General features: G+C 61.5%; 11 protein-coding genes. 2 read left to right on the forward strand and 9 right to left on the reverse strand.

Annotated elements, in window-relative coordinates; all coding sequences use genetic code 11:
- Window positions 1–598: 598 nt before the first annotated feature.
- Window positions 599–3,256, forward strand: a complete 2,658-nt coding sequence (locus tag FDN03_RS15090; RefSeq protein WP_138178425.1) for an AAA family ATPase — start codon at window positions 599–601, stop codon at window positions 3,254–3,256.
- A gap of 89 nt (window positions 3,257–3,345) precedes the next feature.
- On the opposite strand, the gene FDN03_RS15095 is transcribed toward FDN03_RS15090, so the two are convergent.
- From FDN03_RS15095 to FDN03_RS15135, 9 genes are all read right to left on the reverse strand, one after another.
- Entirely contained in the window at window positions 3,346–3,903 is a 558-nt protein-coding gene (locus tag FDN03_RS15095; RefSeq protein ID WP_138178426.1) for a hypothetical protein, read from the reverse strand.
- Window positions 3,904–4,084: 181 nt separating this feature from the next.
- Window positions 4,085–6,421, reverse strand: a complete 2,337-nt coding sequence (locus FDN03_RS15100) for a PT domain-containing protein (RefSeq protein ID WP_138178436.1) — start codon at window positions 6,419–6,421, stop codon at window positions 4,085–4,087.
- 621 nt (window positions 6,422–7,042) lie between these two features.
- A complete protein-coding gene (gene lepB, locus FDN03_RS15105; RefSeq protein ID WP_138178427.1) occupies window positions 7,043–7,690 on the reverse strand; it encodes a signal peptidase I in 648 nt (215 codons plus the stop codon).
- Window positions 7,691–7,703: 13 nt separating this feature from the next.
- Complete coding sequence (gene rplS / locus FDN03_RS15110; RefSeq protein WP_138178428.1) at window positions 7,704–8,063, reverse strand: 50S ribosomal protein L19; 360 nt, start codon at window positions 8,061–8,063, stop codon at window positions 7,704–7,706.
- A gap of 238 nt (window positions 8,064–8,301) precedes the next feature.
- A complete protein-coding gene (gene trmD / locus FDN03_RS15115) occupies window positions 8,302–9,111 on the reverse strand; it encodes a tRNA (guanosine(37)-N1)-methyltransferase TrmD (RefSeq protein ID WP_138178429.1) in 810 nt (269 codons plus the stop codon).
- A gap of 3 nt (window positions 9,112–9,114) precedes the next feature.
- On the reverse strand, window positions 9,115–9,636 hold the full coding sequence (gene rimM / locus FDN03_RS15120) for a ribosome maturation factor RimM (protein ID WP_342773594.1): 522 nt from the start codon (window positions 9,634–9,636) through the stop codon (window positions 9,115–9,117).
- 230 nt (window positions 9,637–9,866) lie between these two features.
- Window positions 9,867–10,106 carry an RNA-binding protein gene (locus FDN03_RS15125; protein WP_054820390.1) on the reverse strand — a complete coding sequence of 80 codons (240 nt, stop codon included), beginning with the start codon at window positions 10,104–10,106 and terminating at the stop codon, window positions 9,867–9,869.
- Between the two features lie 2 nt (window positions 10,107–10,108).
- Window positions 10,109–10,516 carry a 30S ribosomal protein S16 gene (rpsP, locus tag FDN03_RS15130; RefSeq protein ID WP_138178431.1) on the reverse strand — a complete coding sequence of 136 codons (408 nt, stop codon included), beginning with the start codon at window positions 10,514–10,516 and terminating at the stop codon, window positions 10,109–10,111.
- 361 nt (window positions 10,517–10,877) lie between these two features.
- Window positions 10,878–12,389: a polysaccharide deacetylase family protein gene (locus FDN03_RS15135; protein WP_138178432.1), complete on the reverse strand. Its 1,512-nt coding sequence runs from the start codon at window positions 12,387–12,389 to the stop codon at window positions 10,878–10,880.
- 242 nt (window positions 12,390–12,631) lie between these two features.
- On the opposite strand from FDN03_RS15135, the gene FDN03_RS15140 reads away from it, so the two are divergent.
- Complete coding sequence (locus FDN03_RS15140; protein ID WP_138178433.1) at window positions 12,632–13,807, forward strand: thiolase family protein; 1,176 nt, start codon at window positions 12,632–12,634, stop codon at window positions 13,805–13,807.
- Window positions 13,808–14,041: the final 234 nt, after the last annotated feature.

Genomic DNA, 14,041 nt, shown 5'->3' on the forward strand with positions numbered 1-14,041 from the left:
ATTTCACAATATCGCATCGCAGGTGCTGCCGACCGCTGCGCCACGTGGCAACGAAGCTCCCCAGATCATTCCACCGCTGGTTCCGATGAAGGCGCGAGAATCTCGCTATTGAGCCACCAAGGAGAGAATCCTAAAAACGTCGGCACCGGATTCCGCTGAGGCGCGGAATCCGGCGGCAGCGATCCCCCATAAATCTCTGCCTAACACCCCGTCTCCAGCGCTGCGTTCCAGGAACTGACATGCAGCACAGAAGGCCGGGCGTGAGTCCGACCTCTCCAGAGTCCTCCTACTTGCCAATCCTGGCTAGTACCTGCAATGAAGGATTGGGGAGAACCCCAACACCCCAAAGGGAGCGAGTGCGCATGCGCTTGTTTTCCATCGGTGCTTCACGACAAGGGCTGCGTCGCAGGCCGAAAGATGCATTCGTCTATACTTGTTGACTAAAGGCGCGTGTGGTGGCTGGGGAGCCAACCGAGCAAGAGACAGTACGACCTTGGAAATCTTGGGGGCAATCTGGTGAAACCAGAGGCAACGACGACCAGCTGCGTGCACGGGACGAACTCGTCGCTGCGTTTGGGGTGGGATCAGGAGGCGCAGCATGCGTAGCCGCCGAAATCTGCTGAACACTCTCCTATCCAAGGCCACCGGCTCCCGTGAAGTGGCACTGGTGGTATCCGGCGCCTCCGGAGCCGGCAAGAGTTGGCTGCTGCGTCAGCTGCAGCACGAGTTGGGGGCTCACCCGCACGTGCTGCTGCGGATCAGCCCCATGGAAACAAACTGGCCGTTGTCCTCACTGATCAAGCTGCTCTCCGAGCTGGACCTGGCCGAACCCCTGGCCCTGGACCATTTCCTGCCTCAATCGCCGGGGCAGGGTGTGGATTCCTACGCGGTCGCCCGGCACCTGCACGCCAAGCTTCCCGCCCTGGTCACCCCCGGCACGGTAATCCTGCTCGATGATGTGGATCTCATGGACGAAGCCAGTCTAGAAGCGCTGGGATTCATGAGCACCTGGCTGCAACGCAACCGGGCGAAGTTTATTGTTACCGTGGCTTCAGGACCCATCCCCGACCCCCTGGCCGGATGGGAGATCCTGAAATTGCGCGGGCTGACCGAGGCCGAATCGCTGGCCCTGGCCCGCGAAACCGCCGGGGTGGATGCCGACCCGGCCGTGCTTCATTTCACCACCACCACAAGCCGCGGCATGCCCGGGTCCATCATTGAACAACTGGACAGATTGCAGCGGCAGGCTCAGGCCGGCGAGTTGCCCCTGACCCTTCCCCTGCCGGTGGGCACCGACCGCACCGGAAAACTCTCCAAGGTGGTTGCGCGGCTGGAAGAAGAACACCAGCAGGTGCTGACGCTGCTTGCCGCCGCCCCGGTCACCGAACGCGCCACGGTCCTGGCACTGAAGCCCGGGGCCGTCAGCTGCATTGATGAGCTGGAGCAGCGCGGATTCCTGGTCGGCGCAGACGGTCACGTGCAGATCTCGGACCCCGCCCTGCGGTCAACACTATACTGGGGACTGAACTTGACCGAACGCCAGTCACTGCACCGGCAACTGCAGGAGCACGGTGAGGACCACACCCTGAAGCTCTACCACCGCACGTATGCGGATCAGCTCGGGGTAACCGCCAGTGAGCTCGTTGCAGCGGCCGGGCAACTGGTGGAACAAGGACAAGTTGCCGCCGCCATCGAGGTGGCCGAGCGGGGGCTGCTGTTGCCGGTCACCGGTACGCACCTGCCCCAGGCACTGCACTACCTAGCCGAAATGCTCTGCCAACACCTGCAGCTGGAAGCCGCCCGCAGGTATGTGCGCTTCGGCCGCCGCCTACCCCTGGACCCGGCAGCGTCACTGGCCTTGGCAACCTTGGACGTCCAGCTGTCCACCCTGAAGGGCCGCGTCACGGCCAAGAACCAGCACGCGGCGCTCGTCAGCGAACTTGGGAACGTTGAACCGCAAGGCTGCGTTCGCCTGCTTGGCGCACTGGCCACTGAATACGCCCTGCGGGAGGATCATCAGCACACCGAAAGCCTCACCGCCCAGGCCACTGCGCTGGTCTCACGCTTCCCCGACGCCAAGGGCCCTGAGTACGAAGCGGCGCAGTTGTTGTGCGCTGCCCTGAATCACGACCGGCAGCAGCTGATGGACCGGTTTCACCAGTTGCCGGTGGTCCCGAAGGAGCCGGGCGATGGGATTCTCATGCTGGCCCTCGGGGTTGGGCTGAGCACCACGGACTGCTTTTTGGAAGCCCGGGAGGTCTTTTCGCGGCTAGCTGCCGCCCCGGAAGGCGCCAGCCCGCTGATGGAACGTTTGCTGCTGCTCCTGAACGCGGCCAACGCGATCCTGAATCAGAACTATCCCCGGGCCATGCAACTGGTGGAACGCTGGATCGCAGCCGATGGCCCGGCCTTGCTCAGCCCCATCCCCCAGCTGATCCAAGCTTGGTATTGGATGAACAAGAACCGCCCGGACATGGCCGAGTGGTACTTCCAGTCACTGGAACCACGGATCCTGGGCGAGAGTTCTCCGATGCTGCTCTCCCGGATCGCGATGATGGCCGGTGACCGGGGATTAATGACCGGGGATTATTCGGCAGCGGTGGAAGCCTATCGGCGAACGCTGCGGCTGCATCAGGGCCCGGGGAACCTGCGCTATGTCAGGGCCACCTGCGCACTGATTGAGGCCCTGGTGATGCTGGGGCGCACCGAAGAAGCCGTAGATGAGTATCGTTCACGGCAAGAGATCATGGTCGCCGTTCCTGGGCGGCGTCCGAAGCTGACAATGCGCTGCGCCCAGGCGCTGGCCATGCAGGGCACGGCCTCCCTGACTCGCTTCCAGCAATTGCTCGATGACTGGACGGGTTCGGATAACACGTTTGAGTTGGCGCGCCTGCGCCATTGCTTTGGTCAGCGGCTCCGCTCGATGGGCCGCACCCAGGCAGCAAGGGAGCATCTACAGGCAGCACGGGCCCTGTACCGCAGTCTCGGTGCTCTGGGGTGGATCGCGAATCTGGAGGACCTGGAAGCTCCAGTGGCAGCCACTGCCCCTAACACTCCTCTGAGCCTGAGCCGTGAAGAGATTGCCGTGGTTCGGATGGTCCATGACGGGTTGACCAACAAGGCCATCGCCAAGGAACTGTTCATCTCGGTTAGCGCCGTCGAGGCCCGACTCACCAAGCTGTACCGACGTACGGGAACTCGAAACCGGCAGCAGTTGGCCGCCCGGTACGCGAATATGGCACCGCCACGCTCTTAGGCGAGGAACCAATAGCACGCCGCCTGTTGAGCATTCATTGGACATCAATAGGCGGTGTGCCGCTGCCGGGATTGCAGACTGGGAGAGCGTTAGGGCTGTCCTACCGCGGGGCTGGCAATCCCCGAACTCTGGGTGAACGTCAACTCTATTTCGCCGGCAGGCTGATCCTTCTCCATCAATTCCTTGACCTGATCCAGGTGTTTGGAATCGACACGGAGGATCAGTCCCCCGTCTTTAGCGCTAATGGAGTACCCATGGATGGCATTCGCAATTTCTGGCTCCTGCTCGGCTTGCCAAGCCATAATCTTTCCGATCGCGTCCCGCAGTTGCTGCGAACTGAACTTCACGAATTCTGCGACCGCGCCAGCCTCTTCAATTTCTTGCACCTTTGATTCGTCATTGGTGGCTACATGAAGTTTGTCGTCTTGGATCCAACCCTGCACGTAGGCGGCACCCAACGACGACGAAAGCTGGTCATTGAGGTTCAACAGCTGTTCGTGGTCCACTGAGCTCTCCGGTGTTTGCTGTTCCTGGGTCTGCGACTCTTCGCGAGCGGTAGGTGTTCCAGTGTCACTGCCACAACCTGTCAGCGCAAAAGCGACAGTCCCAATGGTTCCAGCCACCTTGAGCATTTGCAGTTTATTCATCCGGAATCTCACATTTCTTTCTGGCTGGCCGTGTGAACCGCCCTCGGCTCTTGAGCTTAGCCTTGAGCGCGTAAAGCCTGCCAATAAGTTGGTGGGCATTGAATGAGAAGTGCCCCGGCTCTGTAACCGGGGCACTTCTCATTGGTTGCTGCTGCATGGCAGCTTCAACCTGTTAAGTCGCTTAGCCGTGACGGCGGTTTGAACGACGCAGAATCAACAGCAGGGCTCCACACAGTCCAAGTGCGCCTGCAACGGCCAGCAGCGGCGTAGCCGACGAACCGGTGTCTGCCAGCGGATCTTCCTTCGGCTTCTCCGTCTGCTTCGGGGATTCAGACTTCGTCGGCTCCTGGGACGGGTCATCCGATGAGTCCTCAGTCGGCGACTGCGACTCAGTCGGGCTTTCGCTCGGATCATCCGACTCCGACGGGCTCTCGCTCGGATCGTCTGACTCAGTCGGGCTTTCGCTCGGGTCTTCAGTCGGGCTTTCGCTCGGGTCTTCAGTCGGCTGCTCAGTCGGCTCCTCCGTCGGCTCCTCAGTCGGCTCCTCCGTCGGCTGCTCAGTCGGCTCCTCGGTCGGCTCCTCGGTTTCTTCCGGTGCAACAAGTGTGTAGTTACCGGCTGTCAGGTCGGATTCATTGAACTTGCCGCTCTTGGCCCGTAGTTCGAAGGTGAACTGACCTTCCGTCTGCGGAGCCTTGAAGGAGAACTTACCGCCGTTGACGTCAACAGTGTCAACGACCTTCCCGTCTACCAGGACCTCGACAGTGGCGTTGGGGCCAGGGTTGGCGACGGTTCCCGTGATGGTCGATCCGGTTTCAATTTCACTGCCGTTCTGCGGCGAAGTGACCTTCGGAGCGTTGACGAAGAGCTTAACTTCGTAGTTCTTCACTGCCGTCTTTTTCCGTGCGTCCACCAAAGAGGTGTACATCGCCAGTTCGTCACCGGTTCCCTTGACACCGTCGGTGCCGGGATGGTTGGCGCTGTTGATGCCCACTGCGCGGTTACCGACGACCACTGCACCACCTGAGTCACCTTGGTTCAGCACACTGAAGTCGGCATTGGGCGCGGTGTAGCCGTAGACAGTTCGGGTATCGCTCTTGAAACCGCCGACGAAGAAAATGCCCACTTCGGTGATTTTGGAGCAAGTCCAACCGGTGGTGCGTCCTACGCTGCAGGCCTCGGCACCGATAGCAGCTTCACCGTAGCTGGTGATTTTCAGCCAGGAATCACGCTCATCCTTGCCCGCCGGCCATTTCGAAACACCGGCGTGCAGATTCAGGTCCTTATTGATGCCATCGATCACGGCAATATCGGTACCGGCATCCCAGTTCTCCCAATTTGGATCATATGGGCTGTACCCTTCGTTGTTGGGCAAACCGAACTGGTTGAAGCCAAAGGTTCCCAGCAGTGCGCTAACACCCTGGAATTCACCCGGCGCCCCGTGTTCAGCCACCGCGGTCTGCAGGGTAGTGCCGTCATTGGTGCAGTGACCCGCGGTGATAATCGCATCATTGCCGGAGGGGTCCCAGGCGTTGAAACCTACAGAACATACGCCCACAGATCCATTGAAGTTCCCGTCATCGGTGATGGCGTAACCCATGCCTCCGTAAATGTCCTCCAAGGCTGCTGGGTTCGCGGCGGCCTGGTCACCGCCGGCAACCAGCTCAACGTTGCCAGCGCCATCGGCGAAGTCCTCGAGGGTGACACTGGCCTCATCTGGGGCCAGCGAACGTGCGCGCTTGCTGGTCTCAACCTCTGCAGGCCCAGCGGCCCGAATGCGGATCTTGCCGCTGGCTGTCTCCGTCACCGAGGTCAACCGCTTGAGCTGTGCGGGATCCACGTGCTTCTGCAGTGCCTTGAGAGTTTTCACTGGGTCGCTGTACTTCCCCAAGTCGCCCGGTTCCAAACGGACCTTCTCATCCTTGGGCTCTTCGGGTGCAGCAGGAGTTTCTTCGATTGATTCCGAGGGAGTCGCCGTGGCAGCCTCTTCAGTCTTCTTCGGCGCCTCAGCGGTTTCAGGCTTTTCCGTCGTTGCCTTCTGTGATTCAGAAGCGGAGGCCTTTGGCTCTGCGCTTTCTGTTTCCAGTGGATCTTCAGCGGCATCAGTGGCTTCGGCTGAAGCCTCAACATCCGACGAATTCTCCTGCGCGGCTTCGATGACCTTGCTGGCCTTCTCCAGATTGGCATCCGATACCTGGACGACAACCACGCCGTCCTCGATGACAACGTTTGCCTCAATGCTTGCCTTAGCCAACGCCTTCTTCAAGTCACCGGCTAGCACATTTGCTTCAGATTCTTCGAGGTACTTCTCGGGCGACTTCTTCAAGTCGCGCTCAATGGCCTCAGCGAGGCCTGTCGTGTCCACCGCGACGTCCGATGCAGACGGCGTTGCCGGTGCATCGCTTGGCGCCTCAGTCGCGAAGGCGGGGTACGCCAAAACGCTGCTGCCAACCACCAAGGCGGTGGAGGCAACGGCGACGGCACCACGCTGCGCGATCATACGTTTAGGACTTGGCATTAAAGGCTTCTCCCATTTGGTGCGAAGCCCTGCGAGCGTCGATCTGTTATCTGAAACGCGAGCAGGGCACAGATGTGTTACCAAATCGAAACCCTATCCAGAGGAGATAATCAGATTCAAGGACAAAACGATCCAGTTCATACGAAAATCATCGTAGGTTTTCCCACGTCAGGCCTTGCGAACTTTTGGATATTTCGATTCATTTGCAAGCAAGGCCGCTGTTACGGTTTGCTAATCGATTATTCCGCACTAGTCAGAAGGTATGTGACATAAGGCTCGTGACAGACACGGATCAACCATTGAAACTTGAATGATTCTCATTCAACAAGAACCAACACCTGAAGGAATACGCAGAAAAATCTTTGCAATCTCTCAGTTCTCGGCGCGTCACATAAGGCGACACAAAGAGAAAAATTGAGTGGATCTTGAGGGTTTGCGGAAAACTGTCTCCCCCGAAAGCAGGCGATTACCCCTCAGAGGGCAAAATACAGCCGATTCAGGGCACGACAAGAGGGCAGTAAGGAGCCAAATAGGGGCTCGAAGTAGCTGCTCGAAAAGGAGAAATTTGCCGTTAGGAGTTCTCTCGACTTCTACTGACGTAGGCTCCGGTCCAGGACGGTCTTACTCGACGGGGTGGCGCTTCTCCAGCGGCCAGATCACTTCCGTGACTTCGCCCAGCACCCGGTCCACTGGGATCATGCCCCCGCCGCTGGCGCCGAGCAGGGAGCGGGAGTCCTCGGACTTCTCGCGGTGGTCCCCCATCACCCAGATCCGCCCTGCGGGCACCTGGACGCTGAACTTCTGTTCGCTGGGCGCATTGCCGCGCATGACGTACTCTTCTTCGATGGGTTGGCCATTAACCATCAGCCGTCCGTCGGGGCTGCAGCATTCGACGGTGTCTCCGCCCACGCCGATGACTCTTTTGACGTAACTGGAGTTGGAGCCGCTCCAGTGCAGGGCGCGGGAAATGGTGTCGGCGAAGGAGGCGCGCTGGTAGGGCAGGAAGGAGCCACGGCCGTCAAAGACCACGATGTCCCCGCGTTCGGGTCCCTGCTCACCGTAGGCGCGCAGGTCCACCAGGATGGATTCACCGGGGTTCAGCGTGGGCTGCATGGAGACCGACTTGATGTGGTAGACATCCAGCAGCGTGGCCCTGATGGTGATGGTGGCCAGGAATCCCAGGATGATGGCGGCAATGACAAAGCGCCAGACCCAAGACCAGGTCCGGCGCTTTGTGACTGCTCGCTCGGCGCGCGCAATCCGATTCATGGAAGAATGCGGACTACTTCTTGGTGCCGAATTCGCGCTTCTCGCGGATGCGAGCTGCCTTACCGTGGCGGTCGCGCATGTAGTACAGCTTGGCACGGCGCACGTCACCGCGGGCCACGACCTCGATCTTGTCGATGATCGGGGAGTGTACCGGGAAGGTACGCTCGATGCCCACGCCGAAGGAAACCTTGCGGACGGTGAAGGTCTCACCGATACCGCGGCCCTGGCGGCCAAGGACGTAGCCCTTGAAGACCTGGACACGGGAGTTCTTGCCTTCGATGATGTTCACGTGAACGTTCAGGGTGTCACCCGGACCGAAATCGGGAACATCGTTGCGCAGTGAAGCTGAATCCAGCTCGTCGAGAATATGCATTGGTGCATCTCCTAGGACAACTGCCGCAGGTCACCTGTCCTTATTGGCAAGGCGCATGTGCGGTGCACATGCCCTTGAAACGTCATAGCCACCGACAAGGCTCTAGCTTGTCGGTGCGGTGGTTTCTCATGTCTGCAACGCCCCCTGCGGCAGGCGGCAAGACAAAACACACCAAGAGTTAATTCTGCCATAACCCTGCGCCCTGGTGCCAACGCACCGTGGGCGGGGCCACGGTGATTTACGACTCCGCGTCCCAGTCCAGCTCGGACTTGCGAATGACCTGCCCATCCTGCACCGCGAACCCGGCATGCCACAGCTGGTCGCGGTCCTTGCGGTTCAGCGTGCTGGGATCCAGTTGGGTGATCAAATCCGGGCGGCGGGCTGCGGTGCGCTGGATCTGCGCGTCGCGCCGGAAGCGGGCGACCCGGCCGTGGTTGCCGCCCAGCAGCACCTCGGGCACCTCGCGGCCCCGCCAGGAGGCCGGCTTGGTGTAGACGGGGTATTCCAGCAGCACGTCCGAGTGGGATTCCTCCACCAGCGACTCCGGGTTGCCGATGACCCCGGGGATCAGCCGGGCGATGGCCTCGACCATCACCAGCACGGCCACCTCTCCCCCGTTTAGGACATAGTCGCCGATGGATATCGGGATGACGTTGAAGTGTTCGTGCGCGTAGTCGATGACGCGCTCGTCAATGCCCTCGTAGCGTCCGCAGGCGAAGACCAGGTGCTCTTCCTCGGCCAGCTCGTAGGCCATCTGCTGGTTGAACACGGCTCCGGCCGGGGAGGGGACGATGAGCGTGGGACGTTCGGAGCTGGAGTGGGTCTGCAGCACCGCATCCAGCGCCTCACCCCAGGGCTCGGGCTTCATGACCATGCCCGCTCCCCCGCCGTAGGGGGTGTCATCCACCTTGTGATGGCGGTCGTAGGTGTACTCGCGCAGGTCCTGGACGTTCAGATCCAGCAGTCCCTGGGTGCGGGCCTTGCCGATCAGCGACAGGTCTAGGGCGGCAAGGTATTCCGGGAAGATCGAGATGACATCGATGCGCATGGGCTAGTTCTTCCCGCCCTCTTCGCGGTTGACCTCCAGCAGGCCGGCCGGCGGGGTGATGGTCATGGTGCCGGCCTCCAGGTCGATTTCCGGAACGAATTCCTCAACGAAGGGCAGGAAGACCTCCTCACCGTCATTGCCCTTAAAGACCAGTAGGTCCTGGGCGGTGCCGGTGCGCATCTCGGTGATGACTCCGACCTGTTCGCCCTCCAGCATGACCTTCAGGTCCACGAGCTCGTGCTCGTACCACTGGTCCTGGTCATCCTCCTGCTCGTCTTCGGTGTCGAATTCGAGGCGGGCCTGGCGCAGCGTCTCGGCGGCGTTGCGGTCCGCGATCTCCTCGAAGCCCAGCAGCAGGATGGCCTTGTTCCACCGGGCGCTGCGGATGGTCAGCCGCTCGACCGGTCCGTTGACCACGTGGAACTGTGCGCCCTTGACGAAGCGCTCCTCCGGGGCGTCGGTGAGGACCTGGACGGTGACTTCGCCGCGGATACCGTGGGGCTTGCCGATACGTGCAACCTGCATGCGCATGACGGGGTGATCATTCTCCTTAGGAAGGCGGTGACTATAGGTGCGGTTGCGGCGGGCGGGCCGCAGCCGCCGGTGGTGCTGTCTGGGCAATAGTCTAGTGCGGCAGCAGCAAAAGATGGTGGGTGATTCAAAGGGCTGGAAAGCGCAAGGGGAGTTCCCGCCTGGTTGGGCGGGAACTCCCCTTGCAGTGAAGTCACCTTGCGCGAGACTTCAAGGTTTCGCGGCTAACGGTTGCGGTCCGTGTCGATCACATCGACCCGGATCGGCTCGTTGGCCAGCGCAGCCATCACGGTGCGCAGCGCCCGTGCGGTGCGGCCCTGACGCCCGATCACGCGACCGAGGTCCTCGGGATGCACGCGCACTTCCAGCAGGTCTCCGCGCCGGGTGGACTTCAGGGCAACCCTGACGTCCTCCGGCTCGTCGACGATGCCGCGCACCAGATGGTCAAGCGCATCTGCGAGCATGGTTACTCAGCCTCGGTGGCTTCAGCGGTTTCAGCCTCGGCCGGCTTGTCAGCCTTCGGGGTGACGGCCTCCGGCAGGATCACCGAACCCTTCTGCGGGGCAACGAACTCGGGCTTCGGCTCGGCAACCTTCAGGGTGCCTTCCTGGCCCTCGATGCCCTTGAACTTCTGCCAGTCACCGGTGATCTTCAGCAGAGCGTGCACCTGCTCGGTCGGCTGAGCGCCAACCGACAGCCAGTACTGGGCACGGTCCGAGTCGATGCGGATCTTCGACGGGTTCTCGGTCGGGTGGTATTCACCGATCTCTTCGATGGCACGGCCATCGCGCTTGGCACGCGAGTCGATGACGATCACACGGTAGTGAGGGGCGCGCATCTTGCCGAAGCGCTTCAAACGAATTTTAACGGCCACTTTTGTGGTCACTCCTGTTTCTCAACATGGTCGAACCAGCGGTTTCTGCGCTTGTGGGGCAAGCCATACTGAGCTGGTTCTAAGGACAGGACCTGACATGGAGAGAGGGGCCACATCAAATCGAGTACCCTGCAATTATGCCAGAGCAGGGCAAGGGAAACCAATTCCGTGATCGTGTTGGCTGCAACACGTTCCAGGGCTCTTTCCCCTCCCCCACGTGCAAGGCTGCCGTCGGTTCGCGGGCGGCAGGGACAACGTAGCCCTAGGCAACACAGTGGGATTCAGCAGCCGTCCTTGTTGATACGGGCTGTTCCCATCTTTTCAACCGGCTGCCGGCGCGCCCCGTTTCAAAGTACCGATACTAGGAAGCCGGGTGTTCGCCTCGGTAGTACGCCTTTCCGGCGCTCAGCTTTGAGTGGGCGAAGAGTTGGTCCACCCGTACCGGGGTGTAGCCCTTGTCCTTGAGCTCTCGGATCAGCCCTGGGACCGCGGCCACCGTGCTGGCATGGATGTCGTGCATCAAGATAATTGACCCGGGACGCACCTCATCCATGGCGGTGGAGATGGTCTTGTTGGTGTTGCGGTGCTTCCAGTCCAGGGTGTCCACATCCCACAGGATCAGCGGGGAGGTCACGATCCGGTCCACGTCCTTGTTGTGGGCGCCATAGGGTGGGCGCACCAGTGTTGAGCTGTACCCGGTGGCCGAGCTGATGGCCTCGTCGGTGCGCAGCAGTTCCTTGGCCACTTCCGAGGAGGCCAGGGCGGGCAGGGAACGGTGGGAGAAGGTGTGGTTGCCGATCTGGTGCCCCTCGGCCTGCATGCGCCGCAGCAGTTGCGGGCGCGCCTGGGCGTTGGGTCCCACCACGAAGAAGGTGGCCGGGACCCCTTCCTTCTTCAGCGAATCGAGCAGGTACCCGGTGCTGGCACCGGGGCCGTCATCAAAGGTCAGCGCCACGCACTTGGCTTCCCTGCAGTCCACCTGACTGGCCTCGGGCACCTGGGCCGGAGTGTTCTGCTGCTGTTCTTCCTCGGGCGTCGCCGAGTCGCTCTCCGACGTCCCGGGAACCGGTTCCGGGGTTGGCGCCGCATCATGCTCGACCACCGAGCCCTGGGCGGCGCGGCCCAAATCCGAGAGCAGCCCGTCGATGCGCCCGGCATCCAGCTGCAGCACAATGGTGCCCTCGGACCCCGGGGCGATCAGATATTCGTCCACCTGGACCCGCAGGTCCCCGCTGGTAGTGAACTGCACGTCATCGGTAGCCTCCTCGGGAAGATCCGTAACGGATTCCAGATCGATGCCGGCCTTGCTGTTGGCCTGCTCGGCGAGCATCTGCCGCACATGGTCCCAGGCTTCGGACGAGGAGAACAGTTCCCCGGTCGGAATTTCGCGGTCCTGCTGAACATCAAACCATTGGGTGCGGTAGCTGTTGGCGCCAGAGGCCCCGGCGAATTCATAGATCTGCTGCGAAACCCCAAGCACGCTCTGGTCAGCGGAGGCAGCCTGGGAGTTGATGTTCAGTTCCGGCTTGGCGGTTACGTCCTCATCTAGGGCGTCCTGGTGATCAGCTAGGAAAGCGTCAATGCTCGCGGCGACCGATTCCCGGGTGGCCCGGCTGATCTGCGGGTGATCCTTCAGTTCCAGATGCGCGGCGTACATGTGCAGCCGCTCATTGCTAGTGGTGACCCGGTTCAGCCCGGTGAGCCGGGTGTTGCTTCCCTCGGCTTCACTGCTGGCGGTGGTGTCCGGCAACTGCTGCAGCGAATTGACGTCATCCGGGGCGGAAGGCTGGCTGACAGCACACCCGCTGAGGGCCAAAAGTCCGGTGAGGGTCATTGCAGCGGCACGCAGCACACGGCCATGGTTCGAGGTCATGAGTTCCAGTTTCCAAGTTTTAGCACCGTGACACCTAACCGATTCGGGGTGTGGCAACCAATCGTTAAACAGTCGTTATCTGCGGGGCAACTTGGCATGCTCCACCTCACGCACGGCTGTGCGCGGCCTCACGCGGCATGCTCGGCAAGACCGGTTGAACTTCGCTTGATGACACCGCACTTCGACACTTAGGTCTTGTCGTAGACTGTCAAAAACCTTGGGCTGAAGATCGGGAGTTGGACGTGGAGCACAGCGACAAGATCGCCATCATCGCCGGGGCGCGCACCGCCGTGGGAAAGTTCAATGGACTCTACCGGGATCTGGCCACGGCGGAGCTCGGCGCGGCTGCGGTCTCCGAGGCGCTGCAGCGCAGCGGGGTTCCCGCCGATGCTGTGAACGAGGTCATCATGGGGTGCATTGGCCAGGTGGGCCCGGAGTCCTACAACGCCCGCCGGGTGGCCCTGGGTGCCGGGCTGCCGCAGCGGACAACGGCGTTCAACGTCAACCGGTTGTGCGGCAGTGGCCTGCAGGCGGTGTTCAGCGCCGCACAGTCACTAGCCTTCGGCACCACCGAGGTGGTGATCGCCGGCGGCAACGAGTCCATGACCAACATGCCGTATCTGGATTACTCCGCCTCCCGCGGCAGGACGTTGGGACACCGCAAGCTATTGGATGGCACCCTGGCCATGCTCACCGACCCTTTCAGCAACAAGCACATGGGCACCACCGCCGAGAATGTCGCCTGCAAGTACGGGATCACCCGTGAAGACCAGGACGAGTTTGCGCTGCGGTCCCAGCAGCTGGCCACCGGCCGGGAGGCTCGGGCGGCCTTTGCCGAGGAAATCGTTGACGCCTCCCTGGTGGGAAGTAAAGCCCAGGACGTGGATGAGCATCCGCGCCCCGGGGTGAGCCTGGAGTCGTTGGCCGGCCTCAAGCCGGTCTTTGACCCACAGGGCTCGGTGACGGCCGGAAACTCCTCGGGCATCAATGACGGGGCTGCGGCCCTGGTACTGGCCAAGCAGTCCTATGTGCGCGCCCACGGCCTGCCCTCGCTGGCGACCCTGGAACACGTCACCGTCACGGCCATGAATCTGGCGTACATGGGTTATGCGCCGACCTTTGCCCTGCGCAAGTTGTTTGAGGAGACGGGCCTGTCACCGCAGGACATTGATGTCATTGAACTGAATGAAGCGTTTGCCTCACAAACCCTGGCGGTGATTCGGGATGCGAATCTTCCGGCGGATAGGGTCAACCCCTATGGCGGAGCGATAGCGCTGGGCCATCCCGTGGGAGCCACCGGCGCGATCCTCACGCTGCGGGCGGCCATGGAACTGGTTCGCAAGGATGGCCAATATGCCGTGGTGACGTTATGCATCGGTGGCGGGCAGGCGATTGCCGCCCTGCTGAAGCGCGCCTGATATGTTGCTGACTTTGTCAAGATAGGCAGAACAAGGCGACCCCGCATCCGAATGGGCGCGTGGTCGCCTTGCCGTTCCCCGGGAGCCCCGACCTTCAGGCCGGTTCATGACTCGTGCTGTTATTCAGCGACGACGTGGTCGAATCTGATATCCGCGGGTTGGTTACCGCATGACGACTTTTCGGCGGGAAGCCGAGCCGCTGGTCTAGGATCGAACGTCGCAAGTCACCGGTGC

The organism is Glutamicibacter sp. V16R2B1 (assembly GCF_005774635.1).
GTDB classification, from domain to species: domain Bacteria; phylum Actinomycetota; class Actinomycetes; order Actinomycetales; family Micrococcaceae; genus Glutamicibacter; species Glutamicibacter creatinolyticus.

Excerpts from the sequence above, each read along its gene's own strand:
- FDN03_RS15090 (WP_138178425.1), top strand. The coding sequence starts at position 599 with ATGCGTAGCCGCCGAAATCTGCTGAACACTCTCCTATCCAAGGCCACC.
- FDN03_RS15095 (WP_138178426.1), bottom strand. The coding sequence starts at position 3,903 with ATGAATAAACTGCAAATGCTCAAGGTGGCTGGAACCATTGGGACTGTC.
- FDN03_RS15100 (WP_138178436.1), bottom strand. The coding sequence starts at position 6,421 with ATGCCAAGTCCTAAACGTATGATCGCGCAGCGTGGTGCCGTCGCCGTT.
- lepB (WP_138178427.1), bottom strand. The coding sequence starts at position 7,690 with ATGAATCGGATTGCGCGCGCCGAGCGAGCAGTCACAAAGCGCCGGACC.
- rplS (WP_138178428.1), bottom strand. The coding sequence starts at position 8,063 with ATGCATATTCTCGACGAGCTGGATTCAGCTTCACTGCGCAACGATGTT.
- trmD (WP_138178429.1), bottom strand. The coding sequence starts at position 9,111 with ATGCGCATCGATGTCATCTCGATCTTCCCGGAATACCTTGCCGCCCTA.
- rimM (WP_342773594.1), bottom strand. The coding sequence starts at position 9,636 with ATGCAGGTTGCACGTATCGGCAAGCCCCACGGTATCCGCGGCGAAGTC.
- FDN03_RS15125 (WP_054820390.1), bottom strand. The coding sequence starts at position 10,106 with ATGCTCGCAGATGCGCTTGACCATCTGGTGCGCGGCATCGTCGACGAG.
- FDN03_RS15135 (WP_138178432.1), bottom strand. The coding sequence starts at position 12,389 with ATGACCTCGAACCATGGCCGTGTGCTGCGTGCCGCTGCAATGACCCTC.